Genomic DNA, 20,413 nt, shown 5'->3' on the forward strand with positions numbered 1-20,413 from the left:
ATTTAATTAGCCCAAACGCGTGCATTGCGGAACAAACGCATCCAAGGACTAGCGCCGTCAGGCGTATTCAACCATTCTGGTGGACACCAACTCATTTGGGCAGTCCGGAAGACCCGCTCAGGATGAGGCATCATGACCGTAAATCGTCCATCAGGGGTAGTAACGCCAGTTAAGCCGCGAGGTGACCCATTGGGATTCATTGGATACACTTCAGTTGGCTTACCCGCATGATCAACAAAGCGAAGTGCAGCCAAGCCTTGATTTTGGATCTGGGCCAAATTGCCTTGCTGGCTAAAATTAGCGAATCCTTCGCCATGGGCAATTGCGATTGGTAACTGACTGCCTTCCATTCCTCGAGTAAAGATCGATGGAGAGGTCAATACTTCAGCCATTACTAAGCGAGCTTCATATTGCTCAGATTGGTTACGGGTAAATTTTGGCCAAGCTTCAGCACCCGGAATAATTCCTGAAAGATTGCTCATCATTTGGCATCCGTTACAGACACCCAAAGCAAAACTATCTTGTCGGTTAAAGAAGTTGATAAATTGATCGCGTAATTGCTGGTTAAACAAAATGGTTTTTGCCCAACCTTCTCCGGCCCCGAGAACGTCGCCATAACTAAATCCGCCACAGGCAATCAAACCTCGGAAGTCATCCAGCCTTGCTTTACCACTTAAGAGGTCTGACATATGGACATCGTAACTATCAAAGCCTGCCCAATGAACGGCATAGGCCATTTCCACATGGGAATTCACTCCTTGCTCTCGCAAGATGGCTACCTTGGGTTTTGCATTCTTATTGATAAATGGCGCAGAAATATCATCTGCAATATCAAAACTTAATTTGGGAGACATGCCAGGGTCTGCAAGATTGTCTAACAGCGCAAATTCAGAATCCGCACATGCTGGGTTATCGCGCATACGGGCAATTTGATAGCTCGTATTAGTCCACATCTTTTGCAGTACTTCACGTGGTTCAGCAAAGATACTCTTTGCATCACGCCAGATTTCAATACGACCATTGGCGTTGGGTTTGCCAATGACATGGCTAAATGCACTTAAGTTAAGCTTACGTAATGTAGTGAATACCGCATCACGATCATCTCTACGAACTTGAATAACAGCGCCGAGCTCTTCGTTAAATAAGGCGCACATAGTCTGCTCATGACGTCGACCAGAAACTTGTTGTGCCCAATTCTTGGCATCTCCATGATCAGGTTCTTGCCCTACATCAACCGCAATCATGTCGACATTAATCGAAATGCCAGTATGGGATGCAAAAGCCATTTCCGCTACACAAGCCAGTAATCCGCCATCAGAACGATCATGATAGGCAAGCAATCGATTCTCTTTACGAAGTTCAATGATGGCTGAAGCTAAATTCTTAAGGTCTTCCGGGTGATCAAGATCGGGGGCAGTATCGCCAGATTGATTTAAGACTTGAGACAAAATGCTGCCGGCCATCCGGTTTTTACCACGGCCCAAATCAATCAAAACCAATTCAGTTTCTAAGGGAGAGCCATCTGGGTTGTTCAGTTTAAGCAATGGTGTTGTCGTTTTGCGAACATCACCTACAGATGCAAATGCAGAAATGATCAAGGAAACTGGCGCGACCACTTTCTTAGCCTCATTACCTTCTTTCCACTCGGTTGCCATCGATAAGGAATCCTTACCCACTGGAATGGAAATTCCAAGGGCTGGACAAAGCTCCATGCCAACTGCTTTTACTGAGTCATACAGTTTTGCATCTTCACCGGGCGAACCACAGGCGGCCATCCAGTTTGCAGACAGCTTGACGCCTTCTAGGTTTGCAATATCAGCAGCCAATAAGTTGGTAATTGACTCGCCGACAGCCATACGAGCTGCTGCCGGAGCATCGATAACCGCAACCGGGGTGCGTTCACCCATCGACATTGCTTCACCGCAATAGCCTTTGTAATCCATCATAGTGACGGCACAGTCCGCTACAGGAACTTGCCATGGACCAACAAACTGATCACGAGCATTTAAGCCGCCTACAGTGCGATCGCCAATCGTAATTAAGAATGATTTGCTTGCTACTGTTGGTTGCTGAAGAACCCAGGCAATTGATTGAGCTAAATCAGCATCGGTGACATCCAGCTCCGAAAAAGATTGCAAATCACGCTTTACGTCGCGATGCATGCGTGGAGGCTTACCAAGCAGCACTTCCATTGGCATATCAATCGGTAAGGCATCGTCTGATCCAGAAGCCTGCTTAGAATCCAAGAGTCGCAACTGACGCTCTTGGGTTGCCTCTCCAACTACCGCAAATGGGCAGCGCTCCCGCTCGCAAAATGACTTAAATAACTCTAAGTCTTTAGCGTCGATTGCCAATACATAGCGCTCTTGAGACTCATTACACCAGATCTCCGCTGGACTCATACCGCTCTCCTCAAGCGGTACGCTGCGTAACTTGAATTGGGCGCCTAGCCCTGCGCCATCAGCCAATTCAGGGAAAGCATTCGATAATCCACCAGCACCAACGTCATGAATGGACACAATTGGGTTTTGATCACCCAATGCACGACAGGCATTAATGACTTCTTGAGCGCGACGCTCCATTTCTGGGTTACCGCGTTGGACAGAATCAAAATCCAGATCTGCGGTATTGGTGCCAGTAGCAACAGAGCTACCAGTTGCACCGCCCATACCAATGCGCATGCCAGGACCTCCAAGCTGAATCAGTAAATGGCCAGATTGAATCTCTTTTTTGTGCGTATGAATGGCGTCAATACTGCCGATGCCGCCAGCAATCATGATGGGCTTGTGATAGCCACGACGCAAACCACCAAGGGTTTGTTCAAATACACGGAAATAACCACCAAGAATGGGTCGACCAAATTCATTATTAAATGCAGCACCGCCCAGAGGGCCTTCAGTCATGATTTGCAATGGCGTTGCAATACGTTCTGGTTTACCGTACTGCTCTTTTTCCCATGGGAGATTGGTGCCCGGAATATTCAAGTTAGAGACAGAAAAGCCAGTCAATCCTGCTTTGGGGCGCCCACCAATTCCCGTAGCGCCTTCATCACGAATCTCACCACCCGCTCCAGTTGAAGCGCCAGGAAATGGCGCAATCGCAGTTGGATGATTGTGCGTCTCAACTTTCATTAAGGTATGAACTAAACGAGTATCTCTCACATAATGATGATCGTTACCTTGAGGAGCCCAAGTTTCCGCTTCACAACCAGCCATGATTGCCGAGTTATCTGAATAAGCAACAATCGTGCCCTCTGGTTGCAATTGATGGGTATTTCGAATCATGGCAAATAAGGATTTGTCTTGATCCTCGCCATCAATAGTCCAGCTGGAATTAAAAATCTTGTGTCGGCAGTGCTCACTATTGGCCTGCGCAAACATCATCAACTCTACATCACTAGGATTGCGATTGAGGCGCACAAAGTTTTCAGCAAGATAAGATATTTCATCACCTGACAATGCCAAACCAAGCTCTTGATTAGCCTTATCCAATGCTGCTCTACCTTCTTTCAAGACTGGTATACGAGACAAAGGACGATCATCCAATGTTTGATAGAGCTGATTTGCAGATTCAACCTCTTCAATCACCGACTCTGTCATACGATCGTGAATCGCAGCTAAAACGAGTTGATGTTGTTCAGGGTTTAGAGTTTTTTTGGACTTCCATGCAAATTGAATGCCACGTTCAATACGCAAAATATCTAGACCGCATTGTTGAGCTATGTCAGTAGCCTTACTAGCCCAAGGTGATACGGTGCCAAAACGGGGTACAACAATCGCGCCTTGAATATCGCCAGATCCCTTTCCAAACCAGGATTTGCCTGCAGAAATTTCAGAGGCAAAAGCTTGCCCATAGGTCAGCAAATTCTTAAGGACCTCTTCCTTATCCAAGCCGATCTTTTGCTCAGACCAAATGAAGTGCAGAAACTGCGCTTCAATAGCTTCAAGCTCCACTCCTTGAGCTTTCAAGGATGCTAAGAGACGTTGTTGACGGAAGGCAGAAAGCGCAGTGGCGCCAGGCAAAAAGTGAAAAAAGGACATCCCTAGATTATAAGGTTTTACCTACGCTAAACGACCGCCCTGGAGGTGAATTTGGCGCTGGCACCTGCCGGCCAAGGCGGGATCATGGGTAACCAGAATTAAGGTGGATTGGTTTGCCTGGTTTAAGTCAAAAAGGAGGTCAATTACCCGCTTACCACTGACTTCATCCAGGCTTCCAGTAGGCTCGTCAGCAAATAAAATCTTGGGTTTACATATAAAGGCTCTTGCAAGCGCTACACGCTGTTGCTCACCCCCCGAAAGCGTCTTGGGAAAATGAGAGAAGCGACTCTCAAGCCCCACCTTTTCAAGGCAAGCTTGCGCTTCAGGAATGGCGTTTTGAAGGCCTTGCATTTGGGCCGGTAAGGCAACATTCTCTAAAGCCGTCAGATGGGATAGCAATTGAAATGACTGAAATACAAATCCTACATGGGTGCCGCGTAACTTTGCCCTACCGTCTTCATCCAGCTCATTCAGATTTTGACCCATTAATGAAATATGTCCTGAGCTGGGTAGATCTAAGCCAGCCATCAAACCAAGTAAGGTGCTTTTTCCAGAGCCAGAGGCTCCGGTAATGGCTACACTTTCGCCATGATTAACGGCAAAGTTAATGTCGTGCAAAATAGGCAGAACACCATCGCTTGATAAAACTGCTTTACCAAGTTGATTGGCAATAAGGGCTTTAGCAGAAATATTCATGTATGCATCAAAAACAGATAACCAAACTAATTGAAAAATGTACCTTAATTGGTCTATTTTGCCTGTTATTTATCCTAAGCTCTTGGGTGCATGCCAACCCCACCATTCTGATCATGGGGGATAGCCTTTCTGCTGAATATGGCTTGCCACGAGGAACTGGCTGGGTCAGGCTTCTCGAACAGGATCTGCGCAAAAACGAGAGTCCCTGGTCTGTGTTTAATGCCAGCATTAGTGGTGAGACTAGCTCAGGTGGCTTAACAAGACTGCCTTCTCTCTTGCAAGCGAAAAAACCATCGATTGTATTTTTAGAGTTGGGTGGAAATGATACTCTGCGCGGTCTAACGATAGAACAAACCAAGGAGAATTTGCGCAAAATGATTCTCCTCTCAAAAAAATCAGGCGCAAAAGTCCTTTTATTTGGAATGCAAATCCCACCAAACTACGGTCAACAATATGCCAAGCAATTTAAAGATCTGTACCCAGCATTAGCCTCGCAGGAAGCCGTTCAATTACTGCCATTCTTTTTAGAGGGTGTTGCTCAGCATAAGGAGTTATTTCAGTCAGACAATATTCACCCGAATGTGGATGCTCAACCCATCCTTTTAAAAAACGTATGGGGCGCTATGGCCCCATATCAATCACTATTACTGCGAAAGTAACAACTAGATTAGCTTCCGGAGCTACTAGACATAGGCTTAAGTGGGTTAATCACTTTTACGCCAGCTGCATCGCGCCAGTAAGCCATGAATCCAGCAAACTCAGACTGAGCTGCTAAAGCCTGTATTTGTTGGGCTTGAGCCTTATGCACTTTGGCATCCGCTCCACTCGGCTGACGAACTTGATCAACCCGATACAGTGTTGCTCCCACACCAGGATTATTTACTGAAACCACGGCAGGGAATTTATCAGGGTTAATAGACATTACATCGTCCATGGCCAAACCAACTAAATTGTTAGGCTTGTTGCGAGATACCCAGACTGGCGCAGTAAATCCAGACGCATTTTTTGGGTCTTTTTCGAGTGCAGAATACTTCTCAGCAGCTGCAGCAACAGCCAATTTTTCTGCCGCACGCTGACTAACTTGTCGCTTTACTTCGCTTGCAACATCTTTATACGGGAGTATTTGCGCCGGATGAAAAGTAACAACGCGTGCCGATACAAATACACCAGGTGCAGTTTGAACGGCTTCAGTATTCCTTTTGTTTTTAAGCGCTTCATCACCAAAAAGAGCTTGAACTACTTTGGGATTTGCCAAAGGATGGTCTTTGGATACGCCAGATGGACCAGAGCGCGTCATGCCCTTTTGACTTTGAACTGTTAATTTCAGCTTATCGGCAGCCGGCTTCAAGCTGTCAGATTGGTCATAGGTCATATTCGCAAATTGATCTGCCTTCTCGCTAAATGCCTTGGCGTCCTCCTTGGGGTCAGCCTTTAAAACAATATATTCAACATCAACAAACTCAGGGCTTTCAAATAATTTACTGTTGGCGTTATAAAAAGCCTGCAGCTCTTCTTGTGAAGGATTTACCTTACTCAAATAATCCTTTGCATTAAAAGATAAAGACTGAACTTGACGCTCGGTTTCATAAAGCGTGGAGATGATTTCAGATAATTTAGGGGTGCCAATTTCAGTCCGCGCAACAGAGTTCACTAGCTGGTTAATCTTCAAATCAAATGCTTGGCTTGCGTAGAATTGCTCTTCATTTAAACCATTGCTGGCGAGTAACTGTTTAAAACGAACATCATCAAAACTGCCGTCTTGACGATACAAGGCACGAATTTGCGGAATACTCTGCAAGCTTTTAATCAGCGCTTCCTTGCCAACCTGTAAGCGTAAATTTTGCACGGCAAAACCTAGAATTCTCTGTTGGAGCAATTCATTTAATATGGCCTGACGAAATTGCAGGCTTTGCGCAATCTGTAAATTGCCTCCAACTCTCTCAGCTTGTCGTTTGGCTGCGTTATCCACTTCTTGAGCGGTAATAGGCTTACCACTTACCTTCACCAAGTCTGTTTCCTTATCCATAAAACTGGAATAACTGGAAATTCCAAACATCACAAAAGATGGGACGATGAACAGCATCAAAACTAATTGAAGAATTTTTTGATGCTTACGAACGGTATCAAACATGAATTATTTCGCTAGTAAAGTTAGGCAATAAGGTGCACAACTATGAGATTTTACTAGGCTAATCAGGATTCAGAGGAGAAAGCCCAGAACAGGCTTCAATGGTAAATTTTGGTGGGCGCTGAGAGGCTCGAACTCCCGACATTCTGCGTGTAAGGCAGACGCTCTACCAACTGAGCTAAGCGCCCCAAAACATTACAGGTGAGATTGTAACCTAAGCGTGGATTTTTTGATGAAAACCCGCCAAACCCAGCTTGTTTAACAGCTAGGCTTGGCGCATAAATCCTCTAAATAGGTGCCTAGTGCTTAAGCACTTTACTCGACGCGGCAGCCTCAGAAGCTTTGCTTGCTTCAGCGGCCTTCTTAGCCAACTCCTCAGGCGTGAGCTCTGGAAGCGACTCTGGCATACGTTCCAAGGCCAGTTCCAATACCTTATCAATCCAACGCACAGGAACAATTTCAATTGCATTCTTGACGTTATCTGGAATATCAATCAAATCCTTTACGTTTTCCTCGGGGATCAAGGCCAATTTGATTCCACCACGATGCGCAGCCAGCAATTTTTCCTTCAAGCCACCGATAGGCAGAACTTCGCCACGTAAGGTAATTTCACCCGTCATAGCTACATCAGATCGAATCGGTATTCCTGTGAAAACTGAAACCAAAGCTGTAGTGATCGCAATACCTGCTGACGGACCGTCTTTAGGGGTAGCACCATCTGGGAAGTGAATGTGGATATCTTTCTTCTCAAATGATTCATCTTCGATGCCAAGTCTTCTTGCTCGTGAACGAACCACTGTACGAGCAGCTTCAACAGACTCCTTCATGACATCGCCAATCGAACCCGTTCTAGTGATCACACCCTTACCTGGCATCACAGCAGCCTCGATCGTCAAAAGATCGCCACCGACCTCAGTCCACGCAAGTCCTGTAACTTGCCCTACTTGGTTCTCTTTGCCTGCTAAACCGAAGTCAAACATGCGTACCGACAAGAACTTCTCCAAATTTTCAGCATTAACAACCACTGGAGCAGCTTCTTTCTTCAACAGCAGTAACTTCACTACCTTACGGCAGATCTTGCTGATTTCTCTCTCTAAAGAACGTACGCCAGCTTCGCGCGTGTAGTAGCGAATCATATTGCGTACAGCACTGTCTTCAATCTTTAACTCATCCTTCTTCAAACCATTATTTTTGATTTGTTTTGGAATTAAATAATTAACAGCAATGCTTGTCTTTTCATCCTCTGTATAGCCCGCTAGACGAATAATCTCCAGACGATCCAGTAATGGACCAGGAATATTTAATGAATTCGAGGTCGCTACAAACATCACATCTGATAAGTCAAAATCCACCTCAACATAGTGATCTTGGAAAGTGTGATTCTGCTCAGGATCTAATACTTCCAGCAAAGCACTAGCAGGGTCTCCGCGGAAGTCCATACCCATCTTATCAACTTCATCCAAAAGGAATAATGGATTGCGGACGCCTACTTTTGTAAGGCTAGTCAAAATCTTGCCAGGCATAGACCCAATGTAGGTTCGACGGTGACCACGAATTTCAGATTCATCTCGCACACCACCTAAGGCCATGCGCACAAACTTGCGGTTAGTTGCTCGCGCGATGGATTGACCCAAAGAGGTCTTACCTACACCAGGAGGCCCAACCAAGCAAAGGATTGGAGCTTTAACGCGATCAACTCGTTGTTGGACCGCGAGATATTCCAAGATGCGCTCTTTAACTTTATCTAAACCATAATGATCTTCATCTAATACCTTTTCGGCATTAGACAGATCGTTATTGATCTTGGTCTTTTTCTTCCATGGAAGATTAACGAGCGTATCAATAAAGTTACGTATCACGGTGGCCTCTGCAGACATTGGTGACATTAACTTTAGTTTCTTAAGCTCAGACTCGGCCTTTTTAAGTGCTTCCTTAGGCATACGAGCAGCTTTAATGCGCTTCTCTAGCTCCTCAAGATCTGCGCCCTCTTCACCTTCTCCCAACTCTTTTTGAATGGCTTTGACCTGTTCATTCAAGTAGTACTCGCGCTGACTCTTTTCCATCTGGCGTTTTACACGACCACGGATGCGCTTCTCCACTTGAAGGATATCGATTTCGCTTTCAAGGTCTGCCAAGAGACTTTCGAGACGCGCAACGACATCTGTCATCTCAAGCAATTTCTGCTTTTGCTCAAGCTTAACCGGCAAATGTGCACAGATAGTGTCTGCTAAACGGCTTGGGTCATCAATACCACCTAAAGAAGAGAGAATCTCTTGAGGCACTTTCTTATTTAGCTTCACATATTGATCGAACTGCGCCATGATGGCACGACGCAAGGCTTCTGTCTCATGCGCATCAACTGCGTTGATCGCAGTAGGAGTAGCTTCGCAATTGAAATATCCAAGACTATCTTCAATTTGACTTACTTCAGCACGCTGCACGCCTTCAACAAGAACCTTTACAGTTCCATCTGGCAATTTCAGCATCTGCAAAATATTGGCAATACAACCAACCTCATAGAGGTCTTCAATTCCCGGCTCATCTTTAGCAGCAGTTTTTTGAGCTACCAACAGAACATTTTTTCCAGTCTCCATGGCAGCTTCAAGCGCTTTGATGGATTTTGGACGTCCCACGAAGAGTGGAATCACCATATGAGGAAACACCACGACATCCCTTAATGGGAGCAATGGCAATTGAATCGGTTCAGAGGGTAGTAATAAGTGGCCAGGCATAAAGGCAATTCCTCCAAGTAATTAATCCTCAAGCGTCCTATCTAGTATTTTTATGTTGCTGAACCACTAAATAGAGACAATATTCTTGAGTAGCATACTACCTATATGGGTAGTAGTTTTAGAAATTCAAGGGAAAAAAGTGCGAAAAATGGGCAAAAATGCCCAAAAAATAGCGAAAACCCTAAGAATTTAAGCTTTTTTGCTTAAATCAGGCTGCTCTAAGTCCTGCTTATAGACCAAAAGTGGCTTTCCACCTTCAGCAATGCAAGATTCATCAATAACGACTTTTTGAACATTCTTTAAAGAAGGCAGGTCGTACATCACATCCATTAAAGAACCTTCTAGGATAGATCTTAGGCCGCGAGCGCCTGTTTTGCGCGCAATAGCCTTCTTCGCGATTGCAGAGAGGGCTTCGCGGCGCACCTCGAGCTCAGAGCCTTCCATGGTCAAAAGGGCTTGATATTGCTTTACCAGTGCATTTTTTGGCTCGGTCAAAATGGCAATTAATGCTGCCTCATCCAGTTGTGCCAAAGTGGCCACCACTGGCAAGCGACCAATCAACTCTGGAATTAAGCCGAACTTGATCAAGTCTTCTGGCTCAACTTCTAGCAATAGATCGCTTACACCGCGGTCATCTTTACCAGGAACGGTTGCATTGAAACCAATACCCGTCTTAGCGGTACGTTGTTGAATGACCTTTTCTAAGCCATCAAATGCACCACCACAGATGAAAAGAATATTAGTGGTGTCAACCTGCAGAAAATCTTGGTTAGGATGTTTGCGTCCACCTTGAGGTGGCACCGATGCCATGGTGCCCTCAACCAATTTCAATAAAGCCTGTTGAACTCCCTCACCTGATACGTCACGGGTAATGGATGGATTATCTGATTTACGTGAAATCTTATCAATCTCATCAATGTAAACAATGCCACGCTGGGCTTTCTCTACGTTGTAATCACAAGCTTGTAGTAATTTTTGGATGATGTTCTCTACATCCTCACCAACATAACCAGCTTCAGTTAAGGTCGTTGCATCAGCCATCACAAAGGGAACATCCAGCATACGAGCTAATGTTTGGGCTAACAACGTCTTACCAGAGCCCGTAGGTCCAATCAACAGAATATTGCTCTTTGCTAACTCAACGCCATCAACGATTGCTTTTGCAGGTGCCTTAGATTCTTTTTTATCGGTTGCCTCCACAGGCTTGCCATCTTTATCCAACTTCTCTTTTTTCGGCTTTGGCAAATACTGCAAACGCTTGTAATGGTTGTACACAGCTACAGCCAAGGTCTTTTTCGCCTGATCCTGACCAATGACGTATTGATCTAAGTTCTCACGAATTTGATGTGGCGTAGGCAAAGAATCATCGCCCTCTTCTTTAGGAAGCTTAGCAATTTCTTCTTGAATAATATCGGTGCAAAGATCAATGCACTCATCACAGATAAATACAGATGGACCGGCAATCAGCTTTTTTACCTCGTGCTGACTCTTGCCGCAGAAAGAGCAATACAGTACCTTATCGCCAGAATTTGCTGTTGTATCGCTCAATGTATTTACCCAAAGAGTATTTAAATAGATTTGCTTAAGGACGCTTTTCGATAACCGTATCGATCAAACCATATTCACGAGCTTGTTCAGCAGACATGAAGTTATCGCGATCTGTATCTTTAGCAATGGTTTCAATTGATTGACCAGTGCGATCAGCCAAAATTTTGTTGAGGCGCTCACGCAAATACAAAATTTCACGAGCTTGAATTTCAATATCGGAAGCTTGACCACGTGCACCACCCAATGGCTGGTGAATCATTACTCGTGAATTTGGTAATGCAAAGCGCTTACCTTTTTCACCTGCGCACAATAAAAAAGCACCCATGCTTGCAGCCATGCCCATACACAAGGTGCTCACATGCGGCTTAATAAACTGCATGGTGTCATAGATAGCTAAACCCGCAGAAACCGAGCCGCCAGGTGAATTAATGTACAAAGAAATATCTTTGTCTGGATTTTCGCTTTCCAAAAACAATAATTGGGCAATAACAAGATTGGCTGTCTGATCGTTAACTTCCCCGACCAAGAACACAACGCGCTCACGCAAAAGACGTGAGTAGATATCGTAAGCACGCTCACCACGACCAGAGGTCTCAATAACCATCGGAACCAAACCCAGACCTTTTGGCTCTAGACTTTCAGCTTGTAAATGGCTTTGACTCATTTAAGACCCCTTTTTAATAATTGAATTAGTTTAGCTTGCTTAATTCTTCGAAGCTAATTGCTTTTTCATTTACCTTGGCAAGTGATGTGAAATGCTTAATGACGTTGTCTTCAAGCACCAAGTTCTCAATATCTTTTAAACGACTTGGATTGCTATAGAACCAACGTACCACTTCTTTTGGATCTTCGTAAGTTGCAGCTTGCTCATCAATTTCTGCCTTAATTTGGTCTGCCGTAGCCGCCAAGTTGTTTTGCTTTACTAAATCACCCAAAATTAAGCCCAAACGCACACGCTTCAGTGCTTGTTCAGCAAAAATCTCCGGTGGGATTGGTGCGTCTTTTGCATTTGGAACACCGCGCTGCATAAGGTCTTGGCGGGCACCTTCAACCAAACGCTCTTGTTCAGACGACACCAAAGATTTAGGAACATCTAACTCGCATAATTCGTTGAGTTTATCCATCACATCATTTTTTAATAAAGAAGTGATGCGACGTTTTACTTCGCGATCTAAATTCTGTTTAACTTCTTCGCGCATCTTAGCAACGCCACCTTCAGCAACACCTAAAGAGAGTGCAAATGCATCATCAACTGCTGGCAAATGTGCCCAGTTGACAGATTTCACTGTAATGGTGAACTCGGCTGTTTTGCCTGCAACATCCTTGCCGTGATAGTCGGCTGGAAAACTCAATGGGAATGATTTGCTCTCGCCAGCCTTTAGCCCTAAAGTGGCCGCTTCAAATTCCGGAAGCATGCGTCCTTCGCCTAAAACATATTCAAAGTTTTCTGCTTTACCGCCTGCAAACTCAACGCCATCAATTTTGCCTACGAAATCAATCACCACCTGGTCACCGTTTTGTGCGGCCGTATTTGCTCCGCCATCACCATGAGGACCTGCTTCGCCACGTGGATGATAGTGAACTTGCTGCTTACGCAATACATCGAGCGCACGATCAATTTCAGCGTCGCCAATTTCAGTTGTGTACTTAGCTACTTCCGCTTTGCTGAAATCACCAATCTTCACCTCGGGCAATACTTCGAAGAAAGCGTCAAACACAATCGTGTCGGCATCTAACTCACTTTTAGGCTCAAGGCGTGGTTGACCTGCTAACGCAATGCCTTCTTTTTTGCTGTGCTCAAAAAAGAGTTCAGATGCTTTGTCGAACTGAAGTTCAAAATCAACTTGCATACCATACTGCTTTTCAACCATGTTCTTAGGAACTTTACCTGGACGAAAGCCAGCCATTTTCATGGTCTTACCAACTTTAGCCAATCTTGCTTCGCGTGCTTTTGCCAAATCAGCGCGAGCAAACTCCAAAGTCATCTTGCGGTCTAAAGAACCTAAATTTTCTATCTGCACAGCCATTCTCGTCTCTTAATTGAAGATCAGGAAATATGAAGTCCAAGCCAAGTAGTAATCTTGTGGTGCGAGGAGGGGGACTCGAACCCCCACACCATTTCTGGCGTCAGGACCTAAACCTGGTGCGTCTACCAATTTCGCCATCCTCGCGAATTCCGCAAACACTGCCAAGCTTAAACTTCACTCTAAAGACCGTAATTCTACAATGTTTAGGGTTTTAGAGACGGTTTTAGGCCTTATAGAGCAAAGCCACCGCATGGACGGCGATACCCTCACCCCGCCCCAAATGCCCTAGGGATTCGTTAGTTTTAGCCTTGAGGTTGATATGGCTGGGAGTTACGGCCAAGTCAGTAGCGATATTTCGAAGCATTTCAGGCAAATATCCCGCTAGTTTTGGCTTTTGGCAAATGATGGTGGCATCAACATTGCCCACATGGTAGCCAGCCGCTTGCACTTTTTGCAAAGCGGCTCTCAATAAAATCCGGCTATCCATATCTTTAAATTGAGGGTCATCATCCGGGAATAATTGGCCAATATCATTGAGACCCGCAGCCCCCAATAAAGCATCGGTTAATGCATGCAATAAGGCATCGGCATCAGAGTGACCTAGCAAACCTTTTTCATAAGGGATGTGAATGCCACCTAAAATTAACTTACGGCCAGCAACCAAGGCATGAACGTCATAACCCTGACCAATACGAAATTGGGGAATGTGAATATTTGTTTGCGTCATATCAAATAGCTTAGCTCAATAAGAGTTGCATGAGATCCCAATCTGCGGGGTGCGTCACTTTGAAATTTCGGGTTGCGCCCTCAATCAACAACGGTTTCTCGCCAGCTAGCTCCATCGCGCTCGCCTCATCCGTCACATCAGACTCTTGACGAATGGCCTCCTCTAAAGCCGCATGTAGATTTCTTAGACCAAACATTTGAGGAGTTTGCGCTTGCCATAAGTGCTCGCGTGGAATCGTCTTCACGGAATGCGGAAAGTTTCCAGCAACAACAGAGTTGAGATCGGCTTGCTTCAATGTATCCGCCAAAGGCATCGCCAGCAAGCCTCCAGAACACGTACCTTGAACGGCCTTTATCAGTTTTTCAATCAAGGCTGGAGTAATTCCAGGCCGTGCTGCATCATGCACCAATACCCAGTCTTCCGAGTGGATTCCTGCATGCATTAATGCAGCTAATGTATTGCGCACTGTTTCTTGTCTAGTAGACCCACCTGTTGGCAGAAAATTAATGGGCTTACCGATATTAGATATGCCCTTCAAAATGGGATGATCAATAAAGTGCGGTGAAACACCCACCCAAATAGACTCAATCTGCGGACATTGAGCAAACGCACTTAATGCATACGCCAGCATAGGCTTGCCGGCTAATTGCTGAAATTGCTTTGGTAGCTCACCACCTAACCGAGAACCAGTACCGGCAGTTGGCAAAACTGCGTGGCAACGATTGGATTGATTTGGCGCTTGGTTTCCAGTGCTCATACCTGATTCTATAATGAGCCTAGATGTCTGATGCATTAAATCTAGCACCCCCCATACCCGCTCCCCGGGCTGGGCAGCGCTTTACCTTTTCAGGGCTAGTCGGCTCAGCGGATGCCGCCCTGATAGCTCAATCTGCCATTCGTTACCGCAATGATTTCTCTGTCATGGTGGTTTTCTGTGCCCAAGCTCAGGAAGCGCAAAGACTTGTAGAAGAAATCCCTGCATTTGCGCCCCAGCTAAAGGTTCGCCTATTGCCTGACTGGGAGATCCTTCCCTACGATCATTTTTCGCCACACCAAGATTTGGTGTCTGAGCGTTTAGCGACGCTATATGAACTTCTTAATGGAAGCTGTGACATTGTCTTGGTACCTGTGACAACAGTATTACAAAGACTCGGCCCACCACAATTTCTATCTGGTCACACTTTCTTTTTTAGACAGAATGACAAGCTCAATGAAGCTGCATTAAAACTTCAATTACAGCAAGCAGGCTACGACCCCGTTAGCGCGGTAATGCGTCCTGGCGAGTACAGTATTCGTGGTGGCTTAATCGATTTGTTCCCAATGGGCTCTAGCCTACCTTATCGACTAGATTTGTTTGGCGATGAAATTGAACAAATTAGAGCATTTGATCCTGACACGCAACGCAGCCTCTACCCCGTTAAAGAAGTCCGCATTCTCCCGGGGCATGAGTTTCCCTTTGATGATGAGGCACGCACAGCCTTTCGGGGTCGCTGGAGAGAAGTCTTTGAGGGTGACCCAACACGTTGCTCCATTTACAAAGATGCAAACTTAGGTATTCCTAGTGCGGGCATCGAATCGTACTTACCACTCTTTTTTGATGAGCAGTCCTGCCTTTTTGACTATCTCCCTAGATCCGGGGATCCTGTATGGCTAGTGAATATTGGCGATGTAGAGCAATCAATCAAAAACTTTTGGAAAGATACTCAGTCGCGTTATGAATTTCTGAAGCACGACCTTGATCGACCAATTCTCCCGCCCAATCAATTATTTTTGAATGCTGATGAATTCTTCACTAACGCAAAGACCTATGCACGATTAGCCTTAGAAAATGCTTCTGACAACAATTCAGATTCCAGCGCTTTTCAAGCTGTGCCAGATGTTGCAGTTCACCGACGCGATAACGATCCGATTGCCCGTTTACGTAGCATTGTTTCCCAAGAGAAGCTACGCGTATTAATTTGTGCTGATAGTGCCGGACGAAAGGAATCCATTCGTCAGCTTTTAGATGAAAGTAACGGGGTTGCAGGACAAGATGGCAAACCCCTTTATTCGCTTTTGCCAGAAGGTTTTGATGGTATTGCTGACTTCATCAAGAGTGATTCACGCTTTGGCTTAGTAACCGCCCCACTCTTTAATGGCTTTCTTTGGACTTCAGAAAACTTACTAGTTTTAACTGAGGCTGAATTATTTACCTCAACTGCAAGACAGAGACGTAAGGGTAAAGGCAGTGAAAATGCCGACCCCGATATGCTCTTTAAAGATTTATCAGAGCTCAAAATTGGGGATCCCGTAGTTCATTCCGAGCATGGCATAGGACGCTATCAAGGCTTAGTATTGCTGAACTTAGCGACACCAAAAGAAGCGCCTGTTTTTGAAGAATTCCTTCATTTGCAATATGCGGGTGATGCCACGCTGTATGTACCTGTTCAACAATTACAGATGGTTACTCGTTATGCGGGGTCAGATCCGGATTCTGCCCCCTTGCATCAACTAGGTTCAGGTCAATGGGATAAAGCAAAACGCAAAGCAGCACAACAAATTCGGGACACTGCTGCCGAGCTTTTAGGTCTGTATGCAGCACGGGCAATTCGCAAGGGCCATGCATTTGAATTTTCTGCGCATGACTATGCAGCATTTGCTGAAAGTTTTGGTTTTGAAGAAACCCCAGATCAAGCTAATGCTATTGCCGCCGTTATAGGCGATATGACCAGCGGTACACCAATGGATCGACTGGTATGCGGTGACGTTGGGTTTGGCAAGACGGAAGTTGCATTGCGAGCAAGCTTTGTAGCGGTAATGGGCGGCAAGCAAGTAGCCATCCTTGCTCCGACCACTCTTTTGGCAGAGCAACATGTATCCACATGGAAAGATCGGTTTGCCGACTGGCCCGTCAGAATTGTTGAGCTATCACGATTTAAAACTACCAAAGAAATTAATAGTGCTTTAGAGGCAATCGCCAAGGGTGAGGCCGACATCATTATTGGCACTCACAAATTGCTATCTAAAGAAACGCAATTCGCCAATCTAGGTCTTGTGATTGTTGATGAAGAACATCGCTTTGGTGTGAGGCAGAAGGATGCCCTTAAAGCTTTACGGGCAGAGGTTGATATCCTCACCCTTACAGCAACTCCAATACCAAGAACCTTGGGTATGGCCATGGAAGGCTTGCGTGAGTTCTCCATTATCGCGACAGCACCTCAAAAGCGCCTTGCCATCAAAACGTTTGTGCGCCGTGAAGGCGATGGCGTAATTCGGGAGGCAGTCCTTCGTGAAATCAAGCGTGGCGGTCAAGTCTACTTCTTGCATAACGAAGTTGAAACGATTGAAAATCGAAAACATGCGCTACAAGAGCTCATCCCTGAAGCACGAATCAGCGTAGCCCACGGACAAATGCATGAGCGCGAGTTAGAAGCTGTTATGCGTGAGTTTGTGACGCAACGCACCAACATATTGCTATGTACTACCATTATTGAAACGGGCATTGATGTGCCAACAGCGAATACCATCATCATGCATCGGGCCGATAAATTTGGTTTAGCTCAACTCCATCAATTGCGAGGACGTGTCGGCCGATCCCACCATCAAGCCTATGCATATCTTCTCGTTCCAGATCCGGAAGCCCTAAGCAAGCAAGCACAATTACGCTTAAATGCTATTCAAGCGATGGAAGAGTTAGGTTCGGGCTTTTATTTGGCGATGCATGACTTAGAAATTCGCGGTGCTGGCGAGGTGCTGGGCGATAAACAATCCGGCGAAATCCATGAAATTGGCTTTCAACTCTATACGGAGATGCTCAATCGAGCCGTTAAATCCCTACGTAGCGGCAAAGAACCTGACCTACTCTCACCGCTACAAGCTACAACTGATGTGAACCTAGGTATTCCAGCGCTTTTGCCTAATGACTATTGCCCCGATGTGCATGAGCGCCTTTCTCTATACAAACGATTTGCCAATTGCAATGATTTTTCTGAGTTAATGGGTTTACGTGAAGAATTGGTTGACCGCTTTGGAGATCTGCCGGACCAAGCGAAATCGTTTTATGAAACCCATCGTTTACGTTTAGAGATGCAAGGTTTTGGCATTAAGAAGATAGATGCAAGTCCACTCTCAATCCAAATTCAATTTATTCCAAACCCACCTATTGACTCAATGAAGATTATTCAACTCATTCAGTCATCTAAACACGTTCAATTGAATGGACAAGATAAGTTGAAGATTACTCCACAAAAGGAGCGTGACTTTGAGAAATTAGAGCAGCGTCTTGAGGCCATACGACAAGTGCTTCGGCGCCTGAACGACTCCGCAGTATTGAGTGCGGCCAAAGTGAATTAAAAAATACCTTTCTCATCTATTATTAAGTCATGACCGAACACCAAACCCTTGTAGCCTTGTCGCGAGAGCCTATTTCAGAAAAGCTCGTTTTTGAAATGAAGAGTCAGGCCTCTCAGTTTGGCGCCACCTTGCATACGCTTGGCGGTCAAATCAATAATGGTACTTATCACTCTGAACGCTGGGCTTGCAGCCAACATCTTGATGTATTACAGAGGGAACTGCTTCGATCGCTCTGCTATCAACACAAAGCCGATCTTTGTTTTTTAAATGCAAGTTTGTCACCCAAAGATATTCGTATATTGGCAATGGATATGGACTCCACGCTGATAAACATCGAATGCATTGATGAGATTGCCGATTTCACAGGCAAAAAATCAGCGGTTGCGGAAATTACCGAAGCCACAATGCGCGGCGAAATTAAAGACTTTAAGGAAAGCCTGAGAAAACGCGTTGCCTTACTAGAAGGAATCCATGCGGATGCCCTTGAGGCTGTATATCGCGAGCGTCTGCGCCCAAACCCTGGCGCAGTTGAGTTGCTTGCGGGCGCTCAACAACGTGGCCTGTATACCCTTCTAGTTTCAGGAGGGTTCACCTTCTTCACAGAAAAACTTCGTGAAAGACTTGGATTCAAACAAACTCAAGCCAATACCTTAGAAATTATTGATGGCAAGCTTACCGGCAGAGTTTTGGGTGACATTGTTGATGGCCTCGCCAAAGCTGCTCACCTAGATGATGCTTGTCAACGTTTGGGCTGCACTAGAGCAAATGCCATCACCATGGGTGATGGCGCTAACGATCTCATCATGATGAATGGCTCAGGCATTAGCGTGGCTTATCAAGCTAAACCAGTAGTCAAAGAAAAAGCCGACGCGGCTTTTGACCACGTCGGCTTGGATGCTGCTCTACTCTTAATTGGCTAGCTAGCCAATTAGCTCATTACATGCGCTCAAAAATGGTGGCAATACCTTGACCACCACCAATACACATCGTTACCAAAGCATATTTACCTTGAACACGTTGTAGCTCATGAATTGCTTTTGTCGCAATTGCCGCACCTGAACAACCAATAGGGTGACCTAAAGCGATTGCACCACCATTGACGTTGGTCTTAGCAGGATCCAATCCCAGTCCTTTAGTAACCGCAAGTGCTTGCGCCGCAAACGCTTCGTTAGACTCAATCACATCCATTTGATCTAACTTTAAGCCAGCGCGCTCTAATGCAAGCTTGGTCGCAGGAATCGGGCCTTCACCCATAATGTGATTTGGCACGCCAGCAACCGCATAAGAAACGAGACGTGCGATTGGCTTATGACCAGCCTTTTTGGCTGTCTCAGCATCAGCCAATACAAAGAACGCAGCGCCATCATTAATGCCCGATGCATTACCAGCAGTAACAGAGCCGCCCTCTTTTTTGAACACGGCTTTCATTTTGCCGAGTGTTTCCATAGTGGTTTCAGGCTTGCAGTGCTCATCTGTATCAAATACCACGTCACCCTTACGAGTTTTGATCGTAATGGGAACAATCTGAGACTTAAAGCGGCCTTCTTTGATGGCGTTTGCTGCGCGGCGATGAGACTCCACAGCAAGGGCGTCTTGCTCTTCACGAGTCAATTTCCATTTTTCAACTAAGTTCTCTGCAGTCACACCCATATGACCTACGCCAAACGGATCTGTCAAAACAGAAACCATCAAATCGAGCATCTTGGTATCACCCATGCGAGCACCACTACGCATTGCTGGTGAGCCATACATGCCACGAGACATGACTTCAACACCACCACCAACGCCATAATCGCAATCACCCAACATGATTTGTTGAGCAGTTGTCACAATCGCTTGCAAGCCAGAGCTACACAAACGGTTCAATGCCATTGCTACAGACTCCATTGGCAAACCTGCTTGAATCGCGGCGACGCGCGCTACGTAGGCATAGCGGCTATCTGTTGGAATGGTATTGCCAACAGTTACGTAATTAATTTTTGCGGGATCTACTCCAGAGCGGGCAACCGCCTCTTTCATGACGATTCCGCCAAGCTCGGAGGGCTCAAAGCTACTGAGCGAACCGTTAAAGCTACCAATTGCGGAACGAACTGCACTTAAGACAACGACATCACGACTCATAACAATCCCCTTACGGTGAATAAGCCCATCCATTGGGCCAAATTAGTACTAAAACAGCCAAA

General features: G+C 45.6%; 13 protein-coding genes and 2 tRNA genes. 3 read left to right on the top strand and 12 right to left on the bottom strand.

The annotated features are described in order from the left end of the window. Positions 1-2: 2 nt before the first annotated feature. Positions 3-4,040: a phosphoribosylformylglycinamidine synthase gene (purL, locus tag IC571_RS05375; protein WP_215315275.1), complete on the bottom strand. Its 4,038-nt coding sequence runs from the start codon at positions 4,038-4,040 to the stop codon at positions 3-5. Between the two features lie 21 nt (positions 4,041-4,061). Further along, entirely contained in the window at positions 4,062-4,736 is a 675-nt protein-coding gene (locus tag IC571_RS05380; RefSeq protein ID WP_215315276.1) for an ABC transporter ATP-binding protein, read from the bottom strand. A gap of 2 nt (positions 4,737-4,738) precedes the next feature. On the opposite strand from IC571_RS05380, the gene IC571_RS05385 reads away from it, so the two are divergent. Continuing rightward, the gene (locus tag IC571_RS05385) at positions 4,739-5,395 is read left to right on the top strand and encodes an arylesterase (RefSeq protein WP_215315278.1); all 657 of its coding nucleotides are present in this window, start codon (positions 4,739-4,741) and stop codon (positions 5,393-5,395) included. An 8-nt stretch (positions 5,396-5,403) separates the two neighbouring features. Here IC571_RS05385 and IC571_RS05390 read toward each other — a convergent pair whose 3' ends face one another. The 9 genes from IC571_RS05390 to ispD form a co-directional block, all read right to left on the bottom strand. Then, positions 5,404-6,867: a peptidylprolyl isomerase gene (locus IC571_RS05390; RefSeq protein WP_215315280.1), complete on the bottom strand. Its 1,464-nt coding sequence runs from the start codon at positions 6,865-6,867 to the stop codon at positions 5,404-5,406. A gap of 109 nt (positions 6,868-6,976) precedes the next feature. Continuing rightward, positions 6,977-7,052, bottom strand: a tRNA-Val gene (locus tag IC571_RS05395). Positions 7,053-7,163: 111 nt separating this feature from the next. After that, entirely contained in the window at positions 7,164-9,596 is a 2,433-nt protein-coding gene (gene lon / locus IC571_RS05400) for an endopeptidase La (RefSeq protein ID WP_215315282.1), read from the bottom strand. A 189-nt stretch (positions 9,597-9,785) separates the two neighbouring features. Then, complete coding sequence (gene clpX, locus IC571_RS05405; RefSeq protein ID WP_215315284.1) at positions 9,786-11,144, bottom strand: ATP-dependent Clp protease ATP-binding subunit ClpX; 1,359 nt, start codon at positions 11,142-11,144, stop codon at positions 9,786-9,788. A gap of 34 nt (positions 11,145-11,178) precedes the next feature. Then, positions 11,179-11,808, bottom strand: a complete 630-nt coding sequence (clpP, locus tag IC571_RS05410) for an ATP-dependent Clp endopeptidase proteolytic subunit ClpP (RefSeq protein ID WP_215315286.1) — start codon at positions 11,806-11,808, stop codon at positions 11,179-11,181. A gap of 25 nt (positions 11,809-11,833) precedes the next feature. Then, positions 11,834-13,171, bottom strand: a complete 1,338-nt coding sequence (gene tig, locus IC571_RS05415) for a trigger factor (protein WP_215315288.1) — start codon at positions 13,169-13,171, stop codon at positions 11,834-11,836. Between the two features lie 57 nt (positions 13,172-13,228). Next, positions 13,229-13,315 (bottom strand) — tRNA-Leu (locus IC571_RS05420). A 79-nt stretch (positions 13,316-13,394) separates the two neighbouring features. Then, positions 13,395-13,898 (bottom strand): 2-C-methyl-D-erythritol 2,4-cyclodiphosphate synthase, encoded by a 504-nt coding sequence (gene ispF, locus IC571_RS05425; protein WP_215315290.1) that lies wholly within the window; start codon positions 13,896-13,898, stop codon positions 13,395-13,397. A 10-nt stretch (positions 13,899-13,908) separates the two neighbouring features. Then, entirely contained in the window at positions 13,909-14,655 is a 747-nt protein-coding gene (ispD, locus tag IC571_RS05430; protein ID WP_215315292.1) for a 2-C-methyl-D-erythritol 4-phosphate cytidylyltransferase, read from the bottom strand. Between the two features lie 23 nt (positions 14,656-14,678). On the opposite strand from ispD, the gene mfd reads away from it, so the two are divergent. Further along, positions 14,679-18,230 (top strand): transcription-repair coupling factor, encoded by a 3,552-nt coding sequence (gene mfd, locus IC571_RS05435; RefSeq protein WP_215315294.1) that lies wholly within the window; start codon positions 14,679-14,681, stop codon positions 18,228-18,230. Between the two features lie 29 nt (positions 18,231-18,259). Continuing rightward, positions 18,260-19,150 carry a phosphoserine phosphatase SerB gene (serB, locus tag IC571_RS05440; RefSeq protein ID WP_215315296.1) on the top strand — a complete coding sequence of 297 codons (891 nt, stop codon included), beginning with the start codon at positions 18,260-18,262 and terminating at the stop codon, positions 19,148-19,150. A 16-nt stretch (positions 19,151-19,166) separates the two neighbouring features. Here the strand turns inward: serB and IC571_RS05445 are convergent, their stop codons facing one another. Then, positions 19,167-20,351 carry an acetyl-CoA C-acyltransferase family protein gene (locus IC571_RS05445; RefSeq protein WP_215315298.1) on the bottom strand — a complete coding sequence of 395 codons (1,185 nt, stop codon included), beginning with the start codon at positions 20,349-20,351 and terminating at the stop codon, positions 19,167-19,169. Positions 20,352-20,413: the final 62 nt, after the last annotated feature.

Origin of the sequence: Polynucleobacter sp. MWH-UH2A (assembly GCF_018687195.1) — a bacterium.
In the GTDB taxonomy this organism is placed as follows: domain Bacteria; phylum Pseudomonadota; class Gammaproteobacteria; order Burkholderiales; family Burkholderiaceae; genus Polynucleobacter.

What these genes read in the sequence shown, in the direction of transcription:
- purL (WP_215315275.1), bottom strand. Translation starts at nt 4,040, where the DNA reads ATGTCCTTTTTTCACTTTTTGCCTGGCGCCACTGCGCTTTCTGCCTTC.
- IC571_RS05380 (WP_215315276.1), bottom strand. Translation starts at nt 4,736, where the DNA reads ATGAATATTTCTGCTAAAGCCCTTATTGCCAATCAACTTGGTAAAGCA.
- IC571_RS05385 (WP_215315278.1), top strand. Translation starts at nt 4,739, where the DNA reads ATGCATCAAAAACAGATAACCAAACTAATTGAAAAATGTACCTTAATT.
- IC571_RS05390 (WP_215315280.1), bottom strand. Translation starts at nt 6,867, where the DNA reads ATGTTTGATACCGTTCGTAAGCATCAAAAAATTCTTCAATTAGTTTTG.
- lon (WP_215315282.1), bottom strand. Translation starts at nt 9,596, where the DNA reads ATGCCTGGCCACTTATTACTACCCTCTGAACCGATTCAATTGCCATTG.
- clpP (WP_215315286.1), bottom strand. Translation starts at nt 11,808, where the DNA reads ATGAGTCAAAGCCATTTACAAGCTGAAAGTCTAGAGCCAAAAGGTCTG.
- tig (WP_215315288.1), bottom strand. Translation starts at nt 13,171, where the DNA reads ATGGCTGTGCAGATAGAAAATTTAGGTTCTTTAGACCGCAAGATGACT.
- ispF (WP_215315290.1), bottom strand. Translation starts at nt 13,898, where the DNA reads ATGACGCAAACAAATATTCACATTCCCCAATTTCGTATTGGTCAGGGT.
- ispD (WP_215315292.1), bottom strand. Translation starts at nt 14,655, where the DNA reads ATGAGCACTGGAAACCAAGCGCCAAATCAATCCAATCGTTGCCACGCA.
- mfd (WP_215315294.1), top strand. Translation starts at nt 14,679, where the DNA reads ATGTCTGATGCATTAAATCTAGCACCCCCCATACCCGCTCCCCGGGCT.
- serB (WP_215315296.1), top strand. Translation starts at nt 18,260, where the DNA reads ATGACCGAACACCAAACCCTTGTAGCCTTGTCGCGAGAGCCTATTTCA.
- IC571_RS05445 (WP_215315298.1), bottom strand. Translation starts at nt 20,351, where the DNA reads ATGAGTCGTGATGTCGTTGTCTTAAGTGCAGTTCGTTCCGCAATTGGT.